The organism is Psychrobacter sp. T6-5, assembly GCF_052258485.2.
GTDB lineage: Bacteria > Pseudomonadota > Gammaproteobacteria > Pseudomonadales > Moraxellaceae > Psychrobacter.
Genome location: NZ_JBQQEY020000001.1, coordinates 1,653,779 through 1,673,249, shown reverse-complemented (window position 1 = coordinate 1,673,249; position 19,471 = coordinate 1,653,779). Strand labels below are relative to the sequence as shown.

At 42.9% G+C, this 19,471-nt stretch carries 18 protein-coding genes; 11 read left to right on the top strand and 7 right to left on the bottom strand.

Annotated elements, in window-relative coordinates; translation table 11 throughout:
* Positions 1-28 precede the first annotated feature (28 nt).
* Positions 29-1,183, bottom strand: a complete 1,155-nt coding sequence (locus tag ACTXGK_RS21910; protein ID WP_443516925.1) for a DEAD/DEAH box helicase — start codon at positions 1,181-1,183, stop codon at positions 29-31.
* A gap of 278 nt (positions 1,184-1,461) precedes the next feature.
* Entirely contained in the window at positions 1,462-1,677 is a 216-nt protein-coding gene (locus ACTXGK_RS21905) for a cold-shock protein (protein ID WP_443516927.1), read from the bottom strand.
* A 417-nt stretch (positions 1,678-2,094) separates the two neighbouring features.
* On the opposite strand from ACTXGK_RS21905, the gene aroQ reads away from it, so the two are divergent.
* Positions 2,095-2,631: a type II 3-dehydroquinate dehydratase gene (gene aroQ / locus ACTXGK_RS21900; RefSeq protein ID WP_443516928.1), complete on the top strand. Its 537-nt coding sequence runs from the start codon at positions 2,095-2,097 to the stop codon at positions 2,629-2,631.
* 156 nt (positions 2,632-2,787) lie between these two features.
* The gene (locus ACTXGK_RS21895; RefSeq protein WP_443516930.1) at positions 2,788-4,089 is read left to right on the top strand and encodes an ABC1 kinase family protein; all 1,302 of its coding nucleotides are present in this window, start codon (positions 2,788-2,790) and stop codon (positions 4,087-4,089) included.
* Between the two features lie 46 nt (positions 4,090-4,135).
* Here the strand turns inward: ACTXGK_RS21895 and ACTXGK_RS21890 are convergent, their stop codons facing one another.
* Complete coding sequence (locus ACTXGK_RS21890; protein WP_075107416.1) at positions 4,136-4,966, bottom strand: ion transporter; 831 nt, start codon at positions 4,964-4,966, stop codon at positions 4,136-4,138.
* Positions 4,967-5,284: 318 nt separating this feature from the next.
* On the opposite strand from ACTXGK_RS21890, the gene ACTXGK_RS21885 reads away from it, so the two are divergent.
* From ACTXGK_RS21885 to ACTXGK_RS21870, 4 genes are all read left to right on the top strand, one after another.
* Complete coding sequence (locus tag ACTXGK_RS21885) at positions 5,285-6,034, top strand: YebC/PmpR family DNA-binding transcriptional regulator (RefSeq protein ID WP_201598675.1); 750 nt, start codon at positions 5,285-5,287, stop codon at positions 6,032-6,034.
* A 195-nt stretch (positions 6,035-6,229) separates the two neighbouring features.
* Positions 6,230-6,568, top strand: a complete 339-nt coding sequence (locus ACTXGK_RS21880; RefSeq protein ID WP_443516932.1) for a FeoA family protein — start codon at positions 6,230-6,232, stop codon at positions 6,566-6,568.
* Positions 6,569-6,664: 96 nt separating this feature from the next.
* Positions 6,665-8,584, top strand: coding sequence for a ferrous iron transport protein B (feoB, locus tag ACTXGK_RS21875; protein ID WP_443516934.1), 1,920 nt, complete (start codon positions 6,665-6,667; stop codon positions 8,582-8,584).
* 9 nt (positions 8,585-8,593) lie between these two features.
* Positions 8,594-8,719, top strand: coding sequence for a FeoB-associated Cys-rich membrane protein (locus ACTXGK_RS21870; protein ID WP_201598671.1), 126 nt, complete (start codon positions 8,594-8,596; stop codon positions 8,717-8,719).
* Positions 8,720-8,832: 113 nt separating this feature from the next.
* Here the strand turns inward: ACTXGK_RS21870 and ACTXGK_RS21865 are convergent, their stop codons facing one another.
* Positions 8,833-9,417: a methylated-DNA--[protein]-cysteine S-methyltransferase gene (locus ACTXGK_RS21865; protein WP_443516936.1), complete on the bottom strand. Its 585-nt coding sequence runs from the start codon at positions 9,415-9,417 to the stop codon at positions 8,833-8,835.
* Positions 9,418-9,476: 59 nt separating this feature from the next.
* On the bottom strand, positions 9,477-10,847 hold the full coding sequence (gene ftsY, locus ACTXGK_RS21860) for a signal recognition particle-docking protein FtsY (RefSeq protein WP_443516938.1): 1,371 nt from the start codon (positions 10,845-10,847) through the stop codon (positions 9,477-9,479).
* Between the two features lie 293 nt (positions 10,848-11,140).
* On the opposite strand from ftsY, the gene ACTXGK_RS21855 reads away from it, so the two are divergent.
* The 3 genes from ACTXGK_RS21855 (at position 11,141) to ACTXGK_RS21845 (ending at position 14,500) form a co-directional block, all read left to right on the top strand.
* The gene (locus tag ACTXGK_RS21855) at positions 11,141-11,293 is read left to right on the top strand and encodes a hypothetical protein (protein ID WP_201598668.1); all 153 of its coding nucleotides are present in this window, start codon (positions 11,141-11,143) and stop codon (positions 11,291-11,293) included.
* 64 nt (positions 11,294-11,357) lie between these two features.
* On the top strand, positions 11,358-12,857 hold the full coding sequence (locus ACTXGK_RS21850; protein WP_443516940.1) for a M16 family metallopeptidase: 1,500 nt from the start codon (positions 11,358-11,360) through the stop codon (positions 12,855-12,857).
* Between the two features lie 68 nt (positions 12,858-12,925).
* Positions 12,926-14,500 carry a M16 family metallopeptidase gene (locus ACTXGK_RS21845; protein WP_443516942.1) on the top strand — a complete coding sequence of 525 codons (1,575 nt, stop codon included), beginning with the start codon at positions 12,926-12,928 and terminating at the stop codon, positions 14,498-14,500.
* A 132-nt stretch (positions 14,501-14,632) separates the two neighbouring features.
* Here the strand turns inward: ACTXGK_RS21845 and ACTXGK_RS21840 are convergent, their stop codons facing one another.
* Complete coding sequence (locus ACTXGK_RS21840) at positions 14,633-15,061, bottom strand: hypothetical protein (RefSeq protein ID WP_443516944.1); 429 nt, start codon at positions 15,059-15,061, stop codon at positions 14,633-14,635.
* A 441-nt stretch (positions 15,062-15,502) separates the two neighbouring features.
* Entirely contained in the window at positions 15,503-16,420 is a 918-nt protein-coding gene (locus tag ACTXGK_RS21835) for a D-Ala-D-Ala carboxypeptidase family metallohydrolase (protein WP_443516945.1), read from the bottom strand.
* 348 nt (positions 16,421-16,768) lie between these two features.
* Between ACTXGK_RS21835 and rodA the strand changes: the two genes are divergently transcribed.
* Positions 16,769-17,911: a rod shape-determining protein RodA gene (gene rodA / locus ACTXGK_RS21830; RefSeq protein WP_443516946.1), complete on the top strand. Its 1,143-nt coding sequence runs from the start codon at positions 16,769-16,771 to the stop codon at positions 17,909-17,911.
* 910 nt (positions 17,912-18,821) lie between these two features.
* Entirely contained in the window at positions 18,822-19,436 is a 615-nt protein-coding gene (locus ACTXGK_RS21825) for a septal ring lytic transglycosylase RlpA family protein (RefSeq protein ID WP_058024065.1), read from the top strand.
* The last annotated feature ends 35 nt before the right edge of the window (positions 19,437-19,471 follow it).

Here is a 19,471-nt window from a genome sequence, read left to right as displayed (position 1 = left end):
TTGGTTAAATGATATCCATTTATAGCAATTATTCCTGCCACTGCTCAAGCGTAAACTTGGTTTCTAAATGCTTCTCTAATGCTGGTATATTAAATGCGTCATCTTCACTGACAAAGCTAATGCTAATGCCTGTTTGCCCAGCGCGGCCCGTACGACCAATACGATGAACATAATCATCTGGTTGATCCGGCAAGGTATAGTTGACAACATGACTGATATCATCGACATGGATACCGCGCCCTGCAACATCTGTCGCGACCAAAATAGACGCGTGACCATCCTTAAATCGCTGTAAGTATTTCTCACGTTTTTGCTGAATCACATCACCTGAGAGCATCACAATCTTATGCGCTTGACGCAGTTTATGATAGAGACGCTTGACTTGATCTTTGCGATTGGCGAATACAATGACCTTTTCAACAGCCTCATCACTAATAATACGCTGCAGGGCTTCGAGTTTTTGATCTTCTGTCAGTAAGTAAAAGTGCTGATCAACCAATTCGCTGGTTTTGTGTTCTGGCTCGATTTCCACAAACTGCGGCTCATGCAACCAGCGATACGCCAAATTCATCACATCTTGGTTAAAAGTAGCAGAAAACAGTAAGCTTTGACGGTCTGTATTGGCGGGCATACGACCTACTAAGCGCTTGATATCAGGAATAAAACCCATGTCCAGCATACGGTCTGCTTCATCCAATACCAACACCTCTACTCGATCTAAATACACCATACCTTTATTGGCAAGATCAATCAGACGACCAGGCGTCGCCACCAAAATATCAACGTATTGGCGCTCAAGCTCATGCTGCTGGGTTTCGTAATTGGTACCACCCATAATACACACACTATGTAGCGACGTATATTTGGTCAATGCAATGCAGTCGTCAAATATCTGCTGAGCGAGCTCACGCGTTGGTGCCATAATGACTGCACGTGGCTCACCGAGATAGCACTCTTCATCATGAGCAAAAGGACGCTTGAGTAACGCCTCCATAATAGTCAGCAAAAACGTTGCTGTCTTACCGGTTCCCGTTTGTGCCTGTCCGATGGCATCTTGATTTGCTAATGTATGCGGTAGTATTTTTGCCTGAATAGGCGTTAATTCAGTGAAACCCAAATCACTCACGGCGCGTAATGTTGCGACTGAAAGTGGCAAATCAGTAAACGTTGTAAAATTACTCAAAAAAATATCCTTTTAAATTAGTTGCTTGTATTTTATCAATCACAAATCAGCTCACAATAAAGCTTTATACTGACATAAGCGTGACCAATAGCAGTCGCAACATGATATCTATAGATGGCCGCTAGACATACGGGTACAAAAAAAGCCAAGCCCAATACCTGACCTACCAAATATGCTGCTGTTAACTCAACATGGGTAAGACAATACGGGCTTGACTCAGTAGTATATCAGTAGTTCGTACAGACATTATAACTAAACCGCTTTAATGTCTGGATAGATTACCCTTCTATCTTTCTGACTTCTTCAGCTTGTAGACCTTTCTCACCTTCTACTACACTGAACTCAACTTTTTCGCCATCTTTCAAAGAACGATAGCCATCACCCTGAATCGCGCGGAAATGGACAAAAATATCTTCTCCGCTGTCACGTTGAATGAAACCAAAGCCTTTTGAGTCATTAAACCACTTAACGATACCTTGCTCACGAGCTGACATAATATTACTTCCTAAAAAAGTTCGCTTAGCCCCAAATTCCTTTGCAACATTGCATATAAACGGGATCTAAGATGATGAAATCAAAAACTTAAAAGTACCAATCTAGCCACAGTCATCTTTAAAACACTTATATAAAAGAAAGCCAATTTTGCAAACTATCTTTCATATCAATGACAGTAACAAACTTGCAATATTTATTGCATAAAAAATATCATAGCACGGGTTTTTAGCAACATAAAGACTTTTAACACGCTTTTTAATGCATGGGTGAGTTTTTCCTGTAATTTTTTTATAACCTAGCCTACAAGCTGCTATTATAAAGCGATACGCTGGATTAGCTTATGCAACCTATTTGTCATGCACACCTTATTCATTATAATAAATCATCCACATATTTAAATAGCAACAGAGATTACTATGACGTCCTCTTCTCCATCTACAGCAGCAAAAAATCCTGCTGACCAACACATCGATCAGACACTCAATCACAAACTGCTATTGGTAAATGGCGTCAACCTGAACTTATTGGGTAAGCGTGAGCCTGAAATTTATGGCCATATGACGCTGGTAGATATCGAAAAACGCTTGATCGAGCGAGCCGCTCAGCACGGCATTGAATTAATTTGTATACAGTCAAATCATGAAGGCGATCTAGTCGATAAGATCCAACATTATGGCTTATTAGCAGACAAATCTGCCCAAGCTGATGCTATTATTATCAATCCTGCTGCATTTACCCACACATCAGTTGCACTACGTGATGCCCTATTGGCCACACAAAAACCCTTTATAGAAGTACATTTATCCAATGTTCATGCGCGTGAGCCTTTCAGGCATCATTCCTATTTGAGCGATGTCGCAGTCGGTGTGATCTGTGGTTTGGGTCATATGGGTTATGAGATGGCATTAGATTACTGGCTAAGCAATATTTATGCAGTCAATACAAGTACTTAAGGTGTTGTTTGATTTTATAGATTACTAGCTTTATTAATAAAGTAAAACTTCTTATTTTTCACACATTTTGTTTTTCACACATTAGTCAAACAGTAATTGTCTGATGAAAATAATAGAATTATGGCTGAGCAAACAATCCACTATATGGTGATATGAATGGCAAAAACGTCCGGAAAGCGCTTTATGAAACTCGCTGGCATGACAGCAAGTATTGCCGGCAAAGCAGCTAAGAACTCATTTAAGCATCTCTCGAGTGACGAAGAGAAACGTCTGCAGGCTCGCTCCGACTTGATGCAAGACGTGGGTATCCAGATTGCCGAGACATTGGGTGAGATGAAAGGTGCGGTGATGAAGGTAGGACAGATTGCCTCACAATACAAAGACGTTTTTCCACCTGAAGTTGCCACTGCTTTAGAAAAACTCCAAAAAGATGCCCCGCCGATGCCTTATGCGCAAATACGTGCACAAGTTGAGCGTGAGCTAAAAGCACCTATAGCAGAGTTGTTCAGTGAGTTTGAAGAAATGCCGTTTGCTGCCGCATCTATCGGACAAGTGCACAAAGCTACTTTATTGTCTGGACAAAAAGTCGTGGTCAAAGTCCAGTACCCTGATGTGGATGAAAACTGTGATAGTGATCTCAAGCAAGTCCGCATGGCACTAAAGATTGCAGGCGTGCTCAATATGAGTAAGCAGTTGCAAGAGCAACTCTTTAACGAGATTCGCCAGAGCTTACATGATGAGCTGGACTATACCAAAGAAGCTTATAACTTACGTGTATTTGGCGCTTTTCATGCAGATGATGAAGGACTTATCATTCCTAAAGTCATCAGCAGCCATTCTTCCAGACGGATTCTAACCTTAACCGAAGAGATGGGAGAGACATTGACCGTCGCTGCGACATGGGACAATGACATCAAGCAAAAAATAGCAGAGCGCCTGTTTCATTTTACCGCAGGACAGCTATTTGGCTTGTACCGTATGCACTGTGACCCACATCCAGGCAACTTTGCTTTTCGTCATGACGGCAGCGTCGTGGCTTATGATTTTGGTGGTATCCGTAGTTACAGTGATAGCGAAGTTCAATTGTTCCGTCGTTTCGCAAAACACGCTATCAAAGGCGATGTGACCGCACTTGAGCAAGACCTTGTCGCCTTAGACATTCGCCGTGACGATGATAAAAACATCCCTGGCGAGTTTTATGAAAAATGGCTGTCGATTGGTCTAAAACCTTTATCTATCAGCCCGTATCAAGAAGGTGCATTTGATTTTGGCAGCAGTCAGATACATCATGATGCCATTGCGCAAATGCGTACCTCATTGAAATACTTTGGTCAGTTTCAGCCCTCTGCCACAACAATGATGCTAGATCGCACTATATCAGGACAGTACTGGAACTTGGTAAATCTAGGCGTCGAGACTGACCTCTCACCGCTGGTTGATGAGTACATTGAGGTATAGATAAGAGATCAATCAGTAGTGATATAAAATCTATCACTACCTATCATTAAATATGGAGCGCGTGCCCGCAGCGATCGCAAAAGTCTGCACCCACTGCATGACCGAATTTACCACAGTTTGGACAAGTGACAGGATTGAGCTGCGGGCGCATATTACGAGCCAGCTCAGAGGTAAAAATACCGGTCGGTACGGCAATAATCGAATAACCTGTGATCATAACCATGGTTGCAATCGCTTGGCCCAACGGTGTCTTGGGCGACATATCACCATAGCCAACCGTTGTCATCGTGACAACCGCCCAATAGATAGACAATGGAATACTAGTAAACCCGTTTTCAGGCCCCTCTACTACGTAAATAATTGAACCAAAGATGGTTACCAATAGCACAAGGGACAAGAAAAATACCGTGATTTTCTGCTGACTGGTTTTGAGTGCAGAAGCCAAAAAACCTGCCTGTTGCATATAGGCTTTGAGTTTTAGGACACGGAATACACGTAAGATACGCAGTACTCGTATGACTAGTAGATACTGCACCCCTACAAACAGTAAACTCAGATAGCTTGGCAAAACAGACAGCAAATCCACTATCCCAAAGAAGCTAAACGCATAGCGCAAACGATTGGGTGCTGAAAACAACCTTAGCGCATACTCAATGGTGAACAGAATAGTAAAAAACCACTCTGCATAAAAGAACAACGTGCCATATTGCAAGCGCATGTACAACACACTATCAAGCATGACGACAGCAACACTGGCCAAAATCGCAATCAATAATACAATATCAAAGAGCTTACCCAAACGGGTATCTGTACCTTCGATAATGATATGCGTGCGGTTACGCAAGTGTGTTAGGGCTTCAGCGGTTGGTTGCTTCATAGAATCAGTAACTTTATAAAATCAATGGCTTGATAGCATTCCATGACTTAAAATGTGATGGATAAGGGCAAGTTGGTCAAAATAGTTAAAACTGGTTTATAATATTGCTCACTTATCACAGTGAATACAATCTATAATTTGCCACAGTGTAGCAAAAAAGCACTCTCAACAACATACAAATCGTTAACGTGCAAGTAGCGCTATTACCTTATATAGACAAAGTAATGATAGTATAAAACAAGGTGATCAGACATCGAAGGCTGTGACTCATCGCCTTTTTGCACATAAAAAATAATACGTAAACCTTAAGGATGTTATATGGCAGGCCATTCAAAATGGGCAAATATTAAACACCGTAAAGCCCGTCAGGATGCAGTAAAAGGTAAAATATTTACCAAAATTATCCGTGAAATCGTCTCAGCTGCCAAACAAGGCGACCCCGATCCTGACAAAAACCCGCGCTTACGTGCTGTTATTGAAAAAGCGCTCTCGGTCAATATGACCCGCGATACGATCAACCGTGCTGTCGACCGTGGTACAGGCGGCGGTGATAATGAAAACATGGAAGAAGTCAGTTACGAAGGCTACGGTGTTGGCGGTGTAGCGGTACTGGTCGAAACCATGACTGATAACCTCAATCGTACTGTCAGTGAAGTCCGTCACGCCTTTACCAAATGCGATGGCAACCTTGGTACATCAGGCTCGGTGGCGTATCTGTTTACTAAACGCGGCGAAATCACCTTTAATGATGTGAGCTTAGAAGATGAAGTCATGCTAGCTGCACTAGATGCGGGCGCCGTTGATATCGAAAACGATGGTGAAAGCTTACTTGTCATTACTGAGTGGGAAACTTTCGGTCAAGTTCAAGACGCGCTTAACGCTGCTGGTCTTGTCTCTGACAATGCTGAAGTCACCATGTCACCATCTACCACGGCTGAAATCGACAATGTGGAAGATGCTGAAAAGATCCTAAAGATGATCGATATGTTAGAAGATGCGGATGATGTGCAAGAAGTTTATACTAACGTTAACTTCTCTGCTGACGTCATGGCACAGCTTGAGGGATAGCTAAGACAGTTTCAGAGGTGCTTGGTAGTACTGAACTTTAGTATTATAAAACCAGATGGTGTCATACTGTCTGGTTTTTTTTGTTATCACAGCACTCTCTTATAACGGTTGTTTTTCTCATAGACGAGGCATATAATCACACAAAAATAGTAATAGTTATCATTTGCAAAGATGCAAATAACTAAGGACTTCTATATGAGTGTGACGCTTTCACCTTCTTATTCTACCACTACTGACGCTCCTACTTTGACAGACACAAACCCATCGCCTGTATGTTCATTATTAGAGCTAAACAAACGCCAGCCTGCCATTATTGACGAGATTGTTGCCAATCATCGCTTCGGTGAAATCGATGGTGCCATCAGCCAACGGCTCAAAGATTTAGGATTTTTACCTGATACCTTGGTTTATATTGTTGCCAAAGGTCTGTTTGGTAAGCCGCCTTATGCCGTACAGTTGAGTACGGGCGCTCAGTTTAGCTTACGTGCTGACGAGCTGATGAAAATCAAATGCCGCGCCATCACATCAGCGTAAAAACCCATGATCAATCTGCACAGATAACCCAGTCATCCTCTGCTTTATCCAAACAGCTTCCTCATATACATTCCTCCAGAAGCGATGCATAAGCTTATGTCCTCTTCAGTATCTATCTCAGTACCAATTCAACAAATAAAAGCCAGCACTGCACCTATCACATTAGCTTTGGTAGGCGCACCCAACTGCGGCAAAACGGCCACCTTCAACGTGCTGACAGGCTCCAAAGCCAAAGTAGCCAACTATTCTGGCGTTACCGTTGATAAGCGCAGTGCTACTCTGCTTGGTCACAGCAATGTCAATATTTTGGACCTGCCCGGCACTTATAGCTTAAAAACAGCCAGCCTAGATGAAGAAGTCACTCGTAAAGTGCTCTTCGGTCAAATGCCTGGCGAATCTGTCCCTGATGGGATTATTTTTGTGGCGGACGCCACCAACTTACGTATGTCGCTACGGATGCTACTTGAGCTCAAAAGCTTGGGCTTACCGATCATTGTCGCACTCAATCTGAGTGATGTGGCACATAGCCGTGGTCTGGTCGTAGATGAAGCGATATTATCTGATGAGCTTGGCGTACCTTTTGTCAAGACCGTTGCAATTAAACGCAAAGGTTGCGAGCCGTTAATGAGATTAGCTGGTGAGCTGATCGAGTATATCTCTGGCAGCGACAAGCCTATTCATTTCTTTGATGGTGATAGCGACACGCACACCATGTATCAACAGGCTGATGATATTCTGAGCCGAGCCGTGACAAGTGCACAACGTTTACCAAAATGGCATGAACGGTTGGACCAGTTGACCTTGCATCCCGTCATAGGGGTGGTTATTTTGCTGATGATTCTATTTGTCATTTTTCAGGCTGTCTATGCATGGGCTGCACCGCTGATGGATAGTATCGAATGGTTGGTTGGTAGTGTGGGCACACTGCTGATGCAATGGCTACCAGATGGTATCTTACAGAGTCTTATCGTCGATGGCATTGTGGCTGGTGTGGGTAGCGTCGTGGTGTTCGTACCTCAAATCACATTGCTATTTTTATTCTTATTGATACTAGAAGACTCAGGATATTTACCGCGTGCCGCGTTTTTGTTAGATAATTTATTATCCAAAGTAGGCCTATCTGGACGCTCATTTATTCCATTGTTATCCGGTTTCGCTTGCGCTGTACCCGCTGTCATGTCTACTCGTACGATACCGAGCCATAAAGAACGTTTGATGGCCATTGCGGTATTGCCCATGTTGACTTGTTCGGCGCGTCTACCGATTTATGCCCTCATCATTGCAGCGGTGATACCCAGCCAAACAGTGCTTGGCATATTCAATTTGCAAGGCATTACTTTATTTATACTATATGTTGCGGGCACATTATCAGCAGCGCTAGTTTCATGGTTATTCAAACGCTTTCATAGTGCAAAATCAGAATCGTCTGCTTTTCCTTTATTAATGGAACTACCAACCTATCGCATGCCCAATGTGAAGCATATCGCTGGTGAGCTTTGGGACAAAGTGAGTGCATTTTTAAGAAAAGCCGGTACAGTGATTTTCACGCTCTCTGTGGTGTTATGGGTGTTAGTCACTTTTCCATCTGCACCTGCAAATGCCGTTGGTCCTGCTATTGATTATAGCTTTGCTGGTATGCTTGGACATTTGATCGAGCCTATTTTTGCACCCATTGGCTTTACGTGGCAGATGTGTATTTCTTTAATCCCAGGACTGGCCGCGCGCGAGGTCGTGGTGGCAGCGTTGGGTACGGTATATGCAGTAGGCGGCGTGGGTGATGAGGCCATCAATCAAACGCTTATTCCTATCATTCATGCTCAATGGGGTCTGGCCACTGCCTTTGCCTTTTTGGCTTTTTACGTATACGCCCCAATGTGTTTGGCAACCCTCGCGGTTATTCGCCGTGAAACTAAGTCATTGAAGCAGACTTTAGCCATTACTGGCTATCTGTTTGTGCTGGCTTATACGATGGCTTGGATAGTCTACCGCATCACGGGACAAATTTTTGGATTTTAAGGAGCTGATATGAATACATGGTTAGAATACTTGATTGTCTTTATCATCGTTGCCATCTCTGTCTATTATGTATGGACAAAGATTATTTTTAAGAAATCTCAAGGCTGCTCTGGCTGTAATAAATGCGCCAAATAGCCAGAGCACTACATAAAGGAAGCACTACATAGAAAAAAGCACCAAACCCGATTACAGGCTTGGTGCTTTTCTCTATATTTAAGAACTTAATGGATACAGCGCTATATTCGCTACTACGATCTACATTTAACCCCTTCAAGCGCCAGCAGATACTTCTTTTTGTCTAGCCCGCCCGTATAGCCGCCAAGCTTACCGTCGCTCGCAATCACTCGGTGGCAAGGCACGATGATACTAAAAGGGTTTTTGCCATTAGCCTGTGCAACCGCGCGGAACCCCTTTGGGCTATTAACACGCTGCGCGAGGGTGGCATAGCTGATGGTTTCGCCATAGCCAATCTCTTGCAGTGCCCGCCATACGCTTTGTTGAAACTCAGTACCCATAGAAAAATCTAAGGGTAAATCCAATGTCTTACGTTTACCAGCAGCGTAATCTTTGAGTTGGAAAATCGTTTCTATCAATAAAGCTTGAGTAGGCTCTTTCATGCTTAGGCTATTACTGTCTATAAAGGTAAAGTCTTCATCTGTCAGGCCATAATATTTTTTTAGCTTGGGAACAGATTTTGAGCTATGCCACGTATTACCGGGCAGCAGCCAGTTGGCTTCAACGAGCATAGGCCGACTATGCTTGCTAACATGCGCATTAGCACGGGCAATCAGCGTTAATTGATGTGACCCAAAAGCTGCCGTGGTAACTATCATAGCGTCTACTTCCATATTATCTTAAAAATGATTTATCAAATCAAAATATCTATCCAATTTTACTCTTTGTCATCTGTCTCAAACAAAGCGGCGACAAACTGCTTCGGACTAAAGGCACGCAAGTCATCAATCGACTCACCCACACCAATATAGCGAATAGGCACATCTGTCGTTTCGGCAATGTTAAACACCACGCCACCCTTAGCAGTACCGTCTAGCTTAGTAATAGTGATACCTGTCAATGGTACAATCTTGTTAAATAGCTCAACTTGGTTAATGGCATTTTGACCCGTACCAGCATCCAGCACGATCATGCCTTCATGCGGAGCGCTTGGATCGGCTTTACGCATCACGCGTACGACTTTTTCTAGCTCTGCCATCAAATGTGTCTTGTTTTGCAGACGGCCAGCAGTATCGGCGATGAGTACGTCGATGTTTTTTGCTTTGGCGGATTGCATCGCATCAAAAATCACCGAAGCACTATCAGAGCCATGACCTTGTGCCACCACTGGGATATGATTACGCTCGCCCCAAATCTGTAGCTGCTCGGTGGCAGCCGCGCGAAAAGTATCACCTGCTGCGAGCATGACTGATTTACCTTCGCCTTGTAAGCGCTTAGCAAGCTTACCGATGGTTGTGGTTTTGCCCACACCATTGACGCCCACAACTAAGATAACAAATGGTTTTTTGCTGGTATCAATCACCAGCGGCTCAACTTTTGGCGTTAAGATATCAACCAGCTCACTTTGCAAGGCTTTATATAATGAGTGTGCATAAATCAAGTCACCACGGGCAGTCTGCTCAGTGAGACTCTTGATAATACGGTTGGTCGCGTTGACACCGATATCAGCTACCAATAGTTGATCTTCGACCTCTTCTAACAGCTCGTCATCGATCTCTTTACCACCGATAAGAATGCTGACCATCCCTTCGGCCAAGTTTTTACGTGATTTACTCAGCCCCGTCTTCATGCGGTTAAACCAGTTGCCTTTTTTCTTATTTTCTTGTGACTCTTCAGCAGTTTCTTGCGGCGTAGTCGTTTGTACATTACTGCTAGCAACTGGACTCACGCTTGGTGTATCACCCAATTGCTCTTGTAGTGGCATGGCAGGAATGGTTGTCGCAGTATTAGGTTTGCTCGTAGTGCCTGTCTCTTTAGCGCTTGAAAAGCTCTCAGAGGTACCTTTAGGGACGTTATGCTCTTCTGTCATAACAATTGGTGTGGCCAAAGCAATATTTTCTGCTGCCTGATTGTTTGAGACGTCTCTATTTGCCGTATTATCCTTTTGTGGCGCAGCGCTCTCTGTTTCATCAATAATGGGTACAGATTGCGCCGGCAAACTGGGTAAGGTAATATCATCGTCATCTAAGTCATCAAGACCATCATCAAGGTTGATGATCACACGGTTGCTATTGTTTGGGTTATTCATAAGTTTGCCCTAAAAGTTATTGCTATTAATTATTTGTTTATTGTAAATGGATTTTTAGATTGTCATAAGCTTGCCAGCGACATGACCATGGATTTTAGCCTATTTTAGCATAATTCAAGTCGCGCTCAGCCCTTACCATAGCAGACTGTCATCAAAAATTATCTGTCTAAAAAATAACATAATGATTTGAGAAAGTTTTGCTTAAGGTTTGGACACAAAATTCTGACTTGTTCCTTGTCAGACTTCGCCTACTCTACCAAGACTCATTCAAAAATCCTTATTAGGAAACGCTCATGTCATCACTCTCTAAACACTATAAAAGCATTGCCAATATCAGTGTGGCGATTTTGCTAACGACAACTGTATTATCTGTGGCAGGTTGCAATACCACGCAAGAGTTCAGACCGACCGCTAGTGTCATGGTTGGCGCACAGACATCACTGTGATGCAGTGTAGTGCTATGATTACGTCCATCACTTCAGTCATTATTTTATATAAGTAGACCATACCATGCCATTGTCTTTACCACTACCTACCACGCCATTACGCATTGCATGTGCTTTAGCGATGGCGACATCACTTGCTGCTTGCCAAACCAGTACGATGACCTCGAATTCTGTAGCGACCTCTACAAGCTCAATTGCTACAAAAGACTTGTCTCACAGTACTGTAGATAAAAATACAACGAGTAAAGAATCGCCATCCTCTGCATTGACAATGGACATGTCGGGTCGGCATGAATATCAATTAGAAAATGGCCTAAAAGTGGTCATAAAAGAAGATCACCGTGCACCCGTCGCCATGACCCAGATTTGGTATCGGGTGGGCTCGGCAGATGAACCGCTGGATAAAGGCGGTATCTCTCACTTACTTGAGCATATGATGTTTAAAGGTACTGCTGATGTTTCGAGTGATGACTATGAGCGGTTGATTGCCAAGTTTGGCGGGGTTAACAATGCCTTTACCAGCTATGACTATACGGGCTACTACGAGCTATTTCCTGCCAATCGTATGCCATTGGCATTAGAGCTTGAAGCAGATCGAATGAAAAACCTCACCTTCAATGACAAAGAGTTTGCCAAAGAGCATCAAGTGGTCATGGAAGAGCGACGTCAGCGTACTGATGACAATCCCCTTGCCAAAGCTTACGAATCCTTTCGTTTGCTAGCATTGCCTGACAGTCCAAAGGGCGAATCTGTCATTGGGCCCATGAGTGAGCTAGAATCCATCAAGCTCTCGGATCTAAAAGACTGGTACAAGACATGGTATGCACCCAACAATGCTACTTTGGTCATCGTCGGCGACGTGCAACCACAAGAAGTACTCACTCAAGTCAAACGCTATTTCGGTAAGCTCGCGCCAAGCAACGTACCCAAACGTAACGCTGTCACTCAAAAAGGCTTTCGTGGTTATCAAAAAGTAGACTCTGAGCAAGCGGTGCAAGTGCCCGTTCTACTAATGGGTTACAACGTACCTAGCCTAGCAACAGCAGGCGCAGACAATGAAAAACAGGCTTATGCACTGTCGCTTGCTCAAGACGTACTCGATGGTGGTCTATCTGCACGCTTGGAGAGTCGATTGATACGTGAGCAAGGTCTACTGACCACGGTTGGTACTTCTTACGATTTGTTAGATCGCGGCGATGGGCTATTTATGATTCAAGCGACACCACGTGAAGGTGTCAGTTTAGAACAAGCGCAACAAGCCATAATATCAGAGATAGAAAAACTCAAAACAGACCCGATTGCAGCCGATGAAATCAGTCGCGCCAAGACCAATGCCGTCACTGGCCTAGTGTATGCACAAGACAGCATGGAAGGACAAGCACGTATGATCGGCTCATTACAGTCTATCGGGCTAGATGACAGATTACTTGCTAAGTTACCAACCAAACTAGATGGTATCAGTGTCTCTGACATTCAGGCTGCCAGTAAGAAGTATTTGGTTAAGGACAACTTGACGGTGATGCATATCGTGCCACCAAAAGAGAACACTACCAAAGCACAATAAATGCTGCCTGTTATCAAAACGTCTCATAAAAGCGACGATACAACCGTATTCTTAATAAGAAGAACATCATGATTCAGAATAAATACGACTCTCAAGCAAGTTACAAATCTTTGAGTACTGCTTTGCCTTCTACATCATCTAGTCTCTCATTAAAAAAGCTATCATGCCTTAGTACCAGCGTAGTTTTTGCGTTGAGTATATTGGCTAATACTGCTCAGGCAGACACTACAAGCGCTGAAGATTACCGAGCCCCTGCTGCTGTTGATGCAAGTGCGCCCATTGCTGCCTTATCTAAACTTACCAGTATTGATGATGCCAAATCTTTAAAAGTCACGGTGCCAACGATTCAAGAGTTTAAGACCAAAGCTGGCGTCCCTGTCATGTTCGTTCAGACCACAGCCTTACCGATCGTCGATGTGGATTTACGTTTTAACGCTGGTAGTGCCCGTGATGGCAGCATCAGTAAAGACGGTTTTGGCATCGCCAACATGACCGCAACGATGCTTGAGCAAGGCTCCAAAAGCTTAGATGAAGATGCGTTCACGCGTGCTGTTGAAACGCTAGGCATCAATCTGGGTAGTAGTGCCTATAAGGATATGTTCATTGTTTCGCTACGCAGCTTATCAGACGATAAACACCTTCTGCCAGCTGTTGATTTGATGACGCAAATGGTGAGTGAGCCTACGTTTAATGACGAGGTATTGGCACGGAATAAGTCACGATTACTCGTTGGCTTACAGCAGCAAAAACAAGACCCTGGCAGTCTTGCCAGCATTGCCTTTGATAAGGCTCTATATGGCAGTCATCCTTACGCTCATCCCTCAGTCGGTACGCTAGAGAGCGTGCCCACTATCCAGAAGCAACAGCTGATAGACTTTAAAAATCGGTATTTAGTGGCGGCAAATGCCTCTATCGCCATGACAGGCAATCTGACCTTGGTACAAGCGAAAAAACTGGCTGAAGATATCACGACTAAACTGCCTGCCGGTCAAGCGGCGGCTGAGTTACCTGAGCCTAAACCTCTCACTAAAGCGCAGCATATTCATATTCCCTTCCCAAGTACCCAAACCACCGTACTGATGGGACAATTAGGCAGTAAACGTGCAACCAATCCAACAGCCCAGCAGCAGCAAACCAATTTTGCAGTTGGTAACGAGGTAATGGCAGGTGGTGACTTTAATGCCCGTTTGATGACTGAGATTAGACAAAATCTGGGGTACACCTACGGTATTTCAGGATCAATGAATCCGATGCTAGCACGCGGGCCTTATCAGATTGGTTTTTCAACGCGCAATGACAAAGCACGTGCGGCAATCGATGCAAGCTTAGAGGTTATCGATGACACGTTAGAAAAAGGAGTCACTCAGGATGAGATACGCCTGACCAAAGACAATCTCAAAAATAGCTTTCCGATGGGTTTTGCGAGTAACGCAGGGATCAATGGGTTGTTAGGAATGATGAATTTCTATCAATTGCCAAACACTTACTTGGCCGATTATGTCAACCGTATTGATCAAGTCACGCTGTCAGGGGTCAATAAAACGCTGCGCGACACCTTAACTCCTGATGACTTTTTAATCGTGACAGTTGGGCAAGACGATCCTTGGAAGGGAACCGAAGCGACGACAAAAACGACCAAATAACTAAGGGAAAATAAGCTAGGTTAAATTCACTCAATTAGATAATGAATAGCGTGAGTGATGAGCAGTTCAGTACGCCCGACTCATCACTCATGTGCTTATTATCTTGTGAGTGACTTGTGATATCAAAAAAGACTACGAATACTCTTTATCAGAGTGATCAGAAATGGTCATTACGATGTCGTAATTGAGGTTTTGAGGCTTATAGGTGGCACCATTATAGCTCAGTCGAATGATATGCTTGTCGTAAGACATCACCTCGTAACCACCATTAGCAAAGTTATGTAGCGCGGGAACTATAAGTAATGCTTCGATTTGGCGATTGTTGGTGGCGACTGAAATATGCTGACCCTCTCGAGGATATAGGAAATAGTCACAATAATCGTTTACCATCACTTCTGCAACGCGCTCAATGACCTGACTACCCTGCTCTTCTTCTATCAATTTTGGGCATACATCAGCGCGCTCTGAGGCCAAACGAGCATAGGAGTTTCTAATACCGTCTTCAATGTTTTCAGAATTTTTTGCGATGCTATCACGTGTTAGCGCAGCTTTATCTGTCACCAGCGAGCTGTTTTCAGAATAGGGTTCTGGACTGCAGGCACTCACCAATAATATGGAAAATGATGCCGTAGCTATTAACGTAGTGTAAATATATTTTGAGCGAAAAAAACGTTGTTTCCTTTCATTCGATTTACTGCATCTTGCGACTGCTGAATGCTGCTTTGTCATAAATCCCGCTTATAATAACCGTGATCTTCTTCCTTGAAGAGCGATAAGGATATAAAGATAATTAATAAACATGCCACTATTAGAGCACGAAATTCTAATTCCAAACAATTTTTTGGTGAACTTGCGCGTCTAGCCAGCTCACCCTACTAATCATTTAGCTTTAAAATTTATAAGCGATATTATACTGTTTCTAGTTTTTTTATTATCACTAATTTGAAGGCTTGTCACTAATTTAAAGGTATGCTTACTTATGACGCGTTAACCCTTAGCTATCTAATAGCGACAAGAAGAGCTACTACTGGCATGGTTGAAACCCCATTTACGATAACCATCGGTATCGAGATGAATTGCACCCGTGGCGTATAAACCCAAGCCAAAGTTGTAAGACTGTCCTTGATATTGCCAAAACTGGCACAGGCCATCCTGCATCGTACTGAGCCGCCATAGGTTGTCTTCGTACTCTGGCACCCAAATATCCATGGCACTTGCATTCATATGCTTGCTACTGCCAGCACCGCCAGCACAGTCGTTGAGCCCAGGGCTACGGTATACCGAGCGTATCTCGGTGCTCAAAGGTAAAACTCCTTGGTTTTTTAGTTCGCTATAGAGACGTAGGGTCGGTACAATATTGGCCCATAGCTCTTGCGGTGGCAGCTGATAAGGCTCATAACCGCATTTATCCCAGCTGCGCGCGGTGGTAAGTAGCTGAGACAATGGTGGTACATTTTGTGCACCCACACGCGCGCTCAAGTAGCGCTGATATTCGGCTACTTGCCTAGCACGGTAACTATTGCTGTTGAGCCATGCATTAAAGTCCATGCTGGTAAGATCATTATTAGCACTATTATAGGTATTATTCGCTGTGCTGTAGCTGTTATTACGGTAAGTTGTATTATAAGTCGGTCTTCGTTGATTCACATTGACACGTTTGTTTTCCTCGATGGACAGACTGGCATCAATTTCAAAATCACGCTGCTTTTGTGCTATCAAGCTTTGCATACTATCGCCATTTGATGTATTTGCGCCACTTAACATAGTGACACCAGGGCGCTGATTAGAGATATTGTTAGAAGGCGATATGTAAGCATTGCTAGTGTCGCCACTGCCTTGACGCACTTCGATACGGCGTTCACTATTATCACTGATGATGGCGGCATGAACACTGGCGGCATGAACACTGATGCTACTCATACAAACAACCAGTGCAAGAATAGGCTTCTGGATTTGTCCATAGTTATGGTTTTTTGATTTTATCATTGCAGGAATCTACCGCTAAAAACGTTTTATCGATACTATCAAATTTTCAGCAGGCAGGCTAAACTATCGCCTCTAATCTGAGGCAGGATATTCGTAATTAACACTTATCCTTATCACTTTTATAATTCAGTGACTTTATTGCCTAGATGTTAAATATCTGCTTGTTTTTTTGTCCGTGAGCTTCTATTAAAATAGAGACCGTCAAACATTCATTACATATTTTATATTAGACAGCTCAGATAACCTCTCCCTTTTACTCCAACTGCTAGCCAAACTTTGCCTATGTCTTCTAACCCGCAATACCGTTTTTCACGTCAGAGCCATCACTTAGGCCAAAGTCATGCACCGACGATCTGGCAACGTATTCACATCGATCCATGGTTGACCTTGCTTTTGTTAACGGTTTGCTGCATTGGCCTGACGATTTTATATAGTGCTGCCAGTCAAGACGTTGGCATGGTCATACGTCAGATGGTGAGTTATGGTGTGGCATTCACCGTGATGTTTGCGATGGCACAAATACCGCCAAGCCTTTACCGTACCTTTACGCCTATATTTTATGTGTTAGGGCTTATATTGTTGGTATTGGTTGATATCATCGGTGAAGTGCGTATGGGTGCTCAGCGTTGGATCAACTTGCCTGGGTTTGGTAGTGTGCAGCCGTCTGAATTTATGAAGCTTGGTATGCCGATGATGTGTGCTTGGTTTTTGTCCAAGCGTGATCTTCCGCCATCACCCTCCAGTATTGCCATTACTTTGGCATTGATTATCGTACCCGTGTTATTGATTGCAAAAGAGCCTGATCTTGGCACTTCGCTTTTAGTCGCTGCTAGTGGCATTTTTGTGCTGTTCTTAGCTGGATTGTCTTGGCGCTTGATTTCTGCCGCTGTGATTTTAGCAATACCTTTCATTGCGTTTGCTTGGAACTTTTTGTTGCATGATTATCAGCGTACGCGCGTCCTAACCCTACTTAATCCTGAAGCCGATGTACAAGGTGCTGGGTGGAATATTATCCAATCAAAGACCGCTATTGGTTCAGGTGGTCTCACTGGCAAAGGGTATTTAGAAGGCACACAGTCGCATCTGCATTTTTTACCAGAAGGTCATACTGACTTTATTATTGCAGCTTTCTCTGAAGAATTTGGTTTACTAGGCGTCATGCTACTGATGTTTATTTACTTTTGCCTTTTGTCGCGTGCCCTATATATCGCTTTCACCCATCCTGACGTTTATAGCAGACTGCTTGCGGGCGCTATTGCCATGTCTTTCTTCGTTTATATATTCGTCAATGTCGGTATGGTTGGCGGTATTTTACCTGTTGTTGGCGTACCCCTACCTTTCATCAGCTATGGTGGTACCGCTATCGTGACTTTGATGGCAGGTTTTGGCTTATTGATGTCAATTCACACTCACAAGTCTGGTTAAAAACACTTAAAATCAATACCTTATGTATAAAATATTAGTAAATTATCATTGAAATATGACAAACACACATCATTTATATCACTCAAAAACGCTGAGCATAAAATAAAGCACTCTCGCATGACTAATGACAACAAAGTTTAGATTAAATCAAAGTATCAGCGATTTTTCTACTATTAATATTTTGTTACTTTTAATAGATACTACATAATCTCCAGTCATGATCAGCCTATCGAAAGGCTGTCATAAGACATAAATCATTGTTATTTAATTACTTGTATCATACTGTCATTAATAGTGATTTTTTTAACAAAAATGAATTGTAAATCAGGGCTGAAATATTTTATTCCTTGTTTTTTACAAAAAATTGCGTTAACCTCGTTTTACTGTACTTTGATACATAACCCGTACATAGCCACTAACAAACTTTGCATTTAATTATACTTTGGTTGTAGATTGGTCGTATAGTTAGCATCTTGTAGATTTCAGACTTTCAAATACACTACTTAGTTAACGGTTTAATAACAAAGCATCACGCAAAAACGTTTAAACCCTTCATTACTTTAGCAATATCAGAAAGTTTGTATATCGGAAGTTTTATAGATACGACATATAGTGACATTGATACTTACTCTCTAAGTTAAATATAAGTACTCAATGAATATCGCTGACTATCATTTAAGCATGTCCTAAGTAACTACGGTCATTACTACCGCTACTTATGATCATAAAATGAAAAATTACCATATATTGAAACCTATAAGAGTCTCGACTTAAATATTAATCGCTATAAAAACAATAGATTAATATGAAGATTCTAGAGTTTGATTCACTGTTAGGTTGGTCTAACGCTGTCATACTCAATCTAAAAAATTTAGAGTTAGGTTTTAGTGTATAAGTTATAGAGGTATTTATGAATAAGCGTTTATCTGGTTTACTTACTATGTCGGCAGTTTTATTCGCTGGCTCTGCAGTTGCTACAAACGTAAATGCTGTAGAAGCAAAAACCTCCCTTGCAATGATTTCGCAAGATAACGCCTCCCATATCGATCGTGTACTTGGTGAGCTTAGCCGTCAGCATGATGGTGCATCAAGTTTGGTCAAATCAGCACGTCAGCCCACTTCATTAGCACTTAGTAGTTCACTATTAGCGAGTGATACTACTCAAGTCACCAATGATGAAGATGTACTAGAGCGCCTAACTGCAGTAGCCTCCAATTCTGTCAGTAAATTTAAGCAAACTGGTCTTGCCTCTTGGTACGGTCGTAAGTTTCATGGTCGTAAAACAGCCAGTGGTGAAACCTTTGATATGAATGGTTTGACTGCGGCGCATCGCTCACTACCATTAAACTGCTATGTAAAAGTCACCAATAAAACCAACGGCAAAAGCGTCGTGGTAAAAGTTAACGATCGTGGCCCATTCCATGGCAACCGTGTTATGGACTTATCTTATGGCGCTGCTAAACGTTTAGGTATCACGAACAAAGGTGTTGGTAACGTTTCTATTGAGCGTGTTTCAGGGCCTTAATTTTAGATAATCCATATAAAGTAAATACTAAAAGC

What these genes read in the sequence shown, in the direction of transcription:
- ACTXGK_RS21905 (WP_443516927.1), bottom strand. Translation starts at nt 1,677, where the DNA reads ATGTCAGCTCGTGAGCAAGGTATCGTTAAGTGGTTTAATGACTCAAAA.
- aroQ (WP_443516928.1), top strand. Translation starts at nt 2,095, where the DNA reads ATGACGTCCTCTTCTCCATCTACAGCAGCAAAAAATCCTGCTGACCAA.
- ACTXGK_RS21895 (WP_443516930.1), top strand. Translation starts at nt 2,788, where the DNA reads ATGGCAAAAACGTCCGGAAAGCGCTTTATGAAACTCGCTGGCATGACA.
- ACTXGK_RS21890 (WP_075107416.1), bottom strand. Translation starts at nt 4,966, where the DNA reads ATGAAGCAACCAACCGCTGAAGCCCTAACACACTTGCGTAACCGCACG.
- ACTXGK_RS21885 (WP_201598675.1), top strand. Translation starts at nt 5,285, where the DNA reads ATGGCAGGCCATTCAAAATGGGCAAATATTAAACACCGTAAAGCCCGT.
- ACTXGK_RS21880 (WP_443516932.1), top strand. Translation starts at nt 6,230, where the DNA reads ATGAGTGTGACGCTTTCACCTTCTTATTCTACCACTACTGACGCTCCT.
- feoB (WP_443516934.1), top strand. Translation starts at nt 6,665, where the DNA reads ATGTCCTCTTCAGTATCTATCTCAGTACCAATTCAACAAATAAAAGCC.
- ACTXGK_RS21870 (WP_201598671.1), top strand. Translation starts at nt 8,594, where the DNA reads ATGAATACATGGTTAGAATACTTGATTGTCTTTATCATCGTTGCCATC.
- ACTXGK_RS21865 (WP_443516936.1), bottom strand. Translation starts at nt 9,417, where the DNA reads ATGATAGTTACCACGGCAGCTTTTGGGTCACATCAATTAACGCTGATT.
- ftsY (WP_443516938.1), bottom strand. Translation starts at nt 10,847, where the DNA reads ATGAATAACCCAAACAATAGCAACCGTGTGATCATCAACCTTGATGAT.
- ACTXGK_RS21855 (WP_201598668.1), top strand. Translation starts at nt 11,141, where the DNA reads ATGTCATCACTCTCTAAACACTATAAAAGCATTGCCAATATCAGTGTG.
- ACTXGK_RS21850 (WP_443516940.1), top strand. Translation starts at nt 11,358, where the DNA reads ATGCCATTGTCTTTACCACTACCTACCACGCCATTACGCATTGCATGT.
- ACTXGK_RS21845 (WP_443516942.1), top strand. Translation starts at nt 12,926, where the DNA reads ATGATTCAGAATAAATACGACTCTCAAGCAAGTTACAAATCTTTGAGT.
- ACTXGK_RS21835 (WP_443516945.1), bottom strand. Translation starts at nt 16,420, where the DNA reads ATGAGTAGCATCAGTGTTCATGCCGCCAGTGTTCATGCCGCCATCATC.
- rodA (WP_443516946.1), top strand. Translation starts at nt 16,769, where the DNA reads ATGTCTTCTAACCCGCAATACCGTTTTTCACGTCAGAGCCATCACTTA.
- ACTXGK_RS21825 (WP_058024065.1), top strand. Translation starts at nt 18,822, where the DNA reads ATGAATAAGCGTTTATCTGGTTTACTTACTATGTCGGCAGTTTTATTC.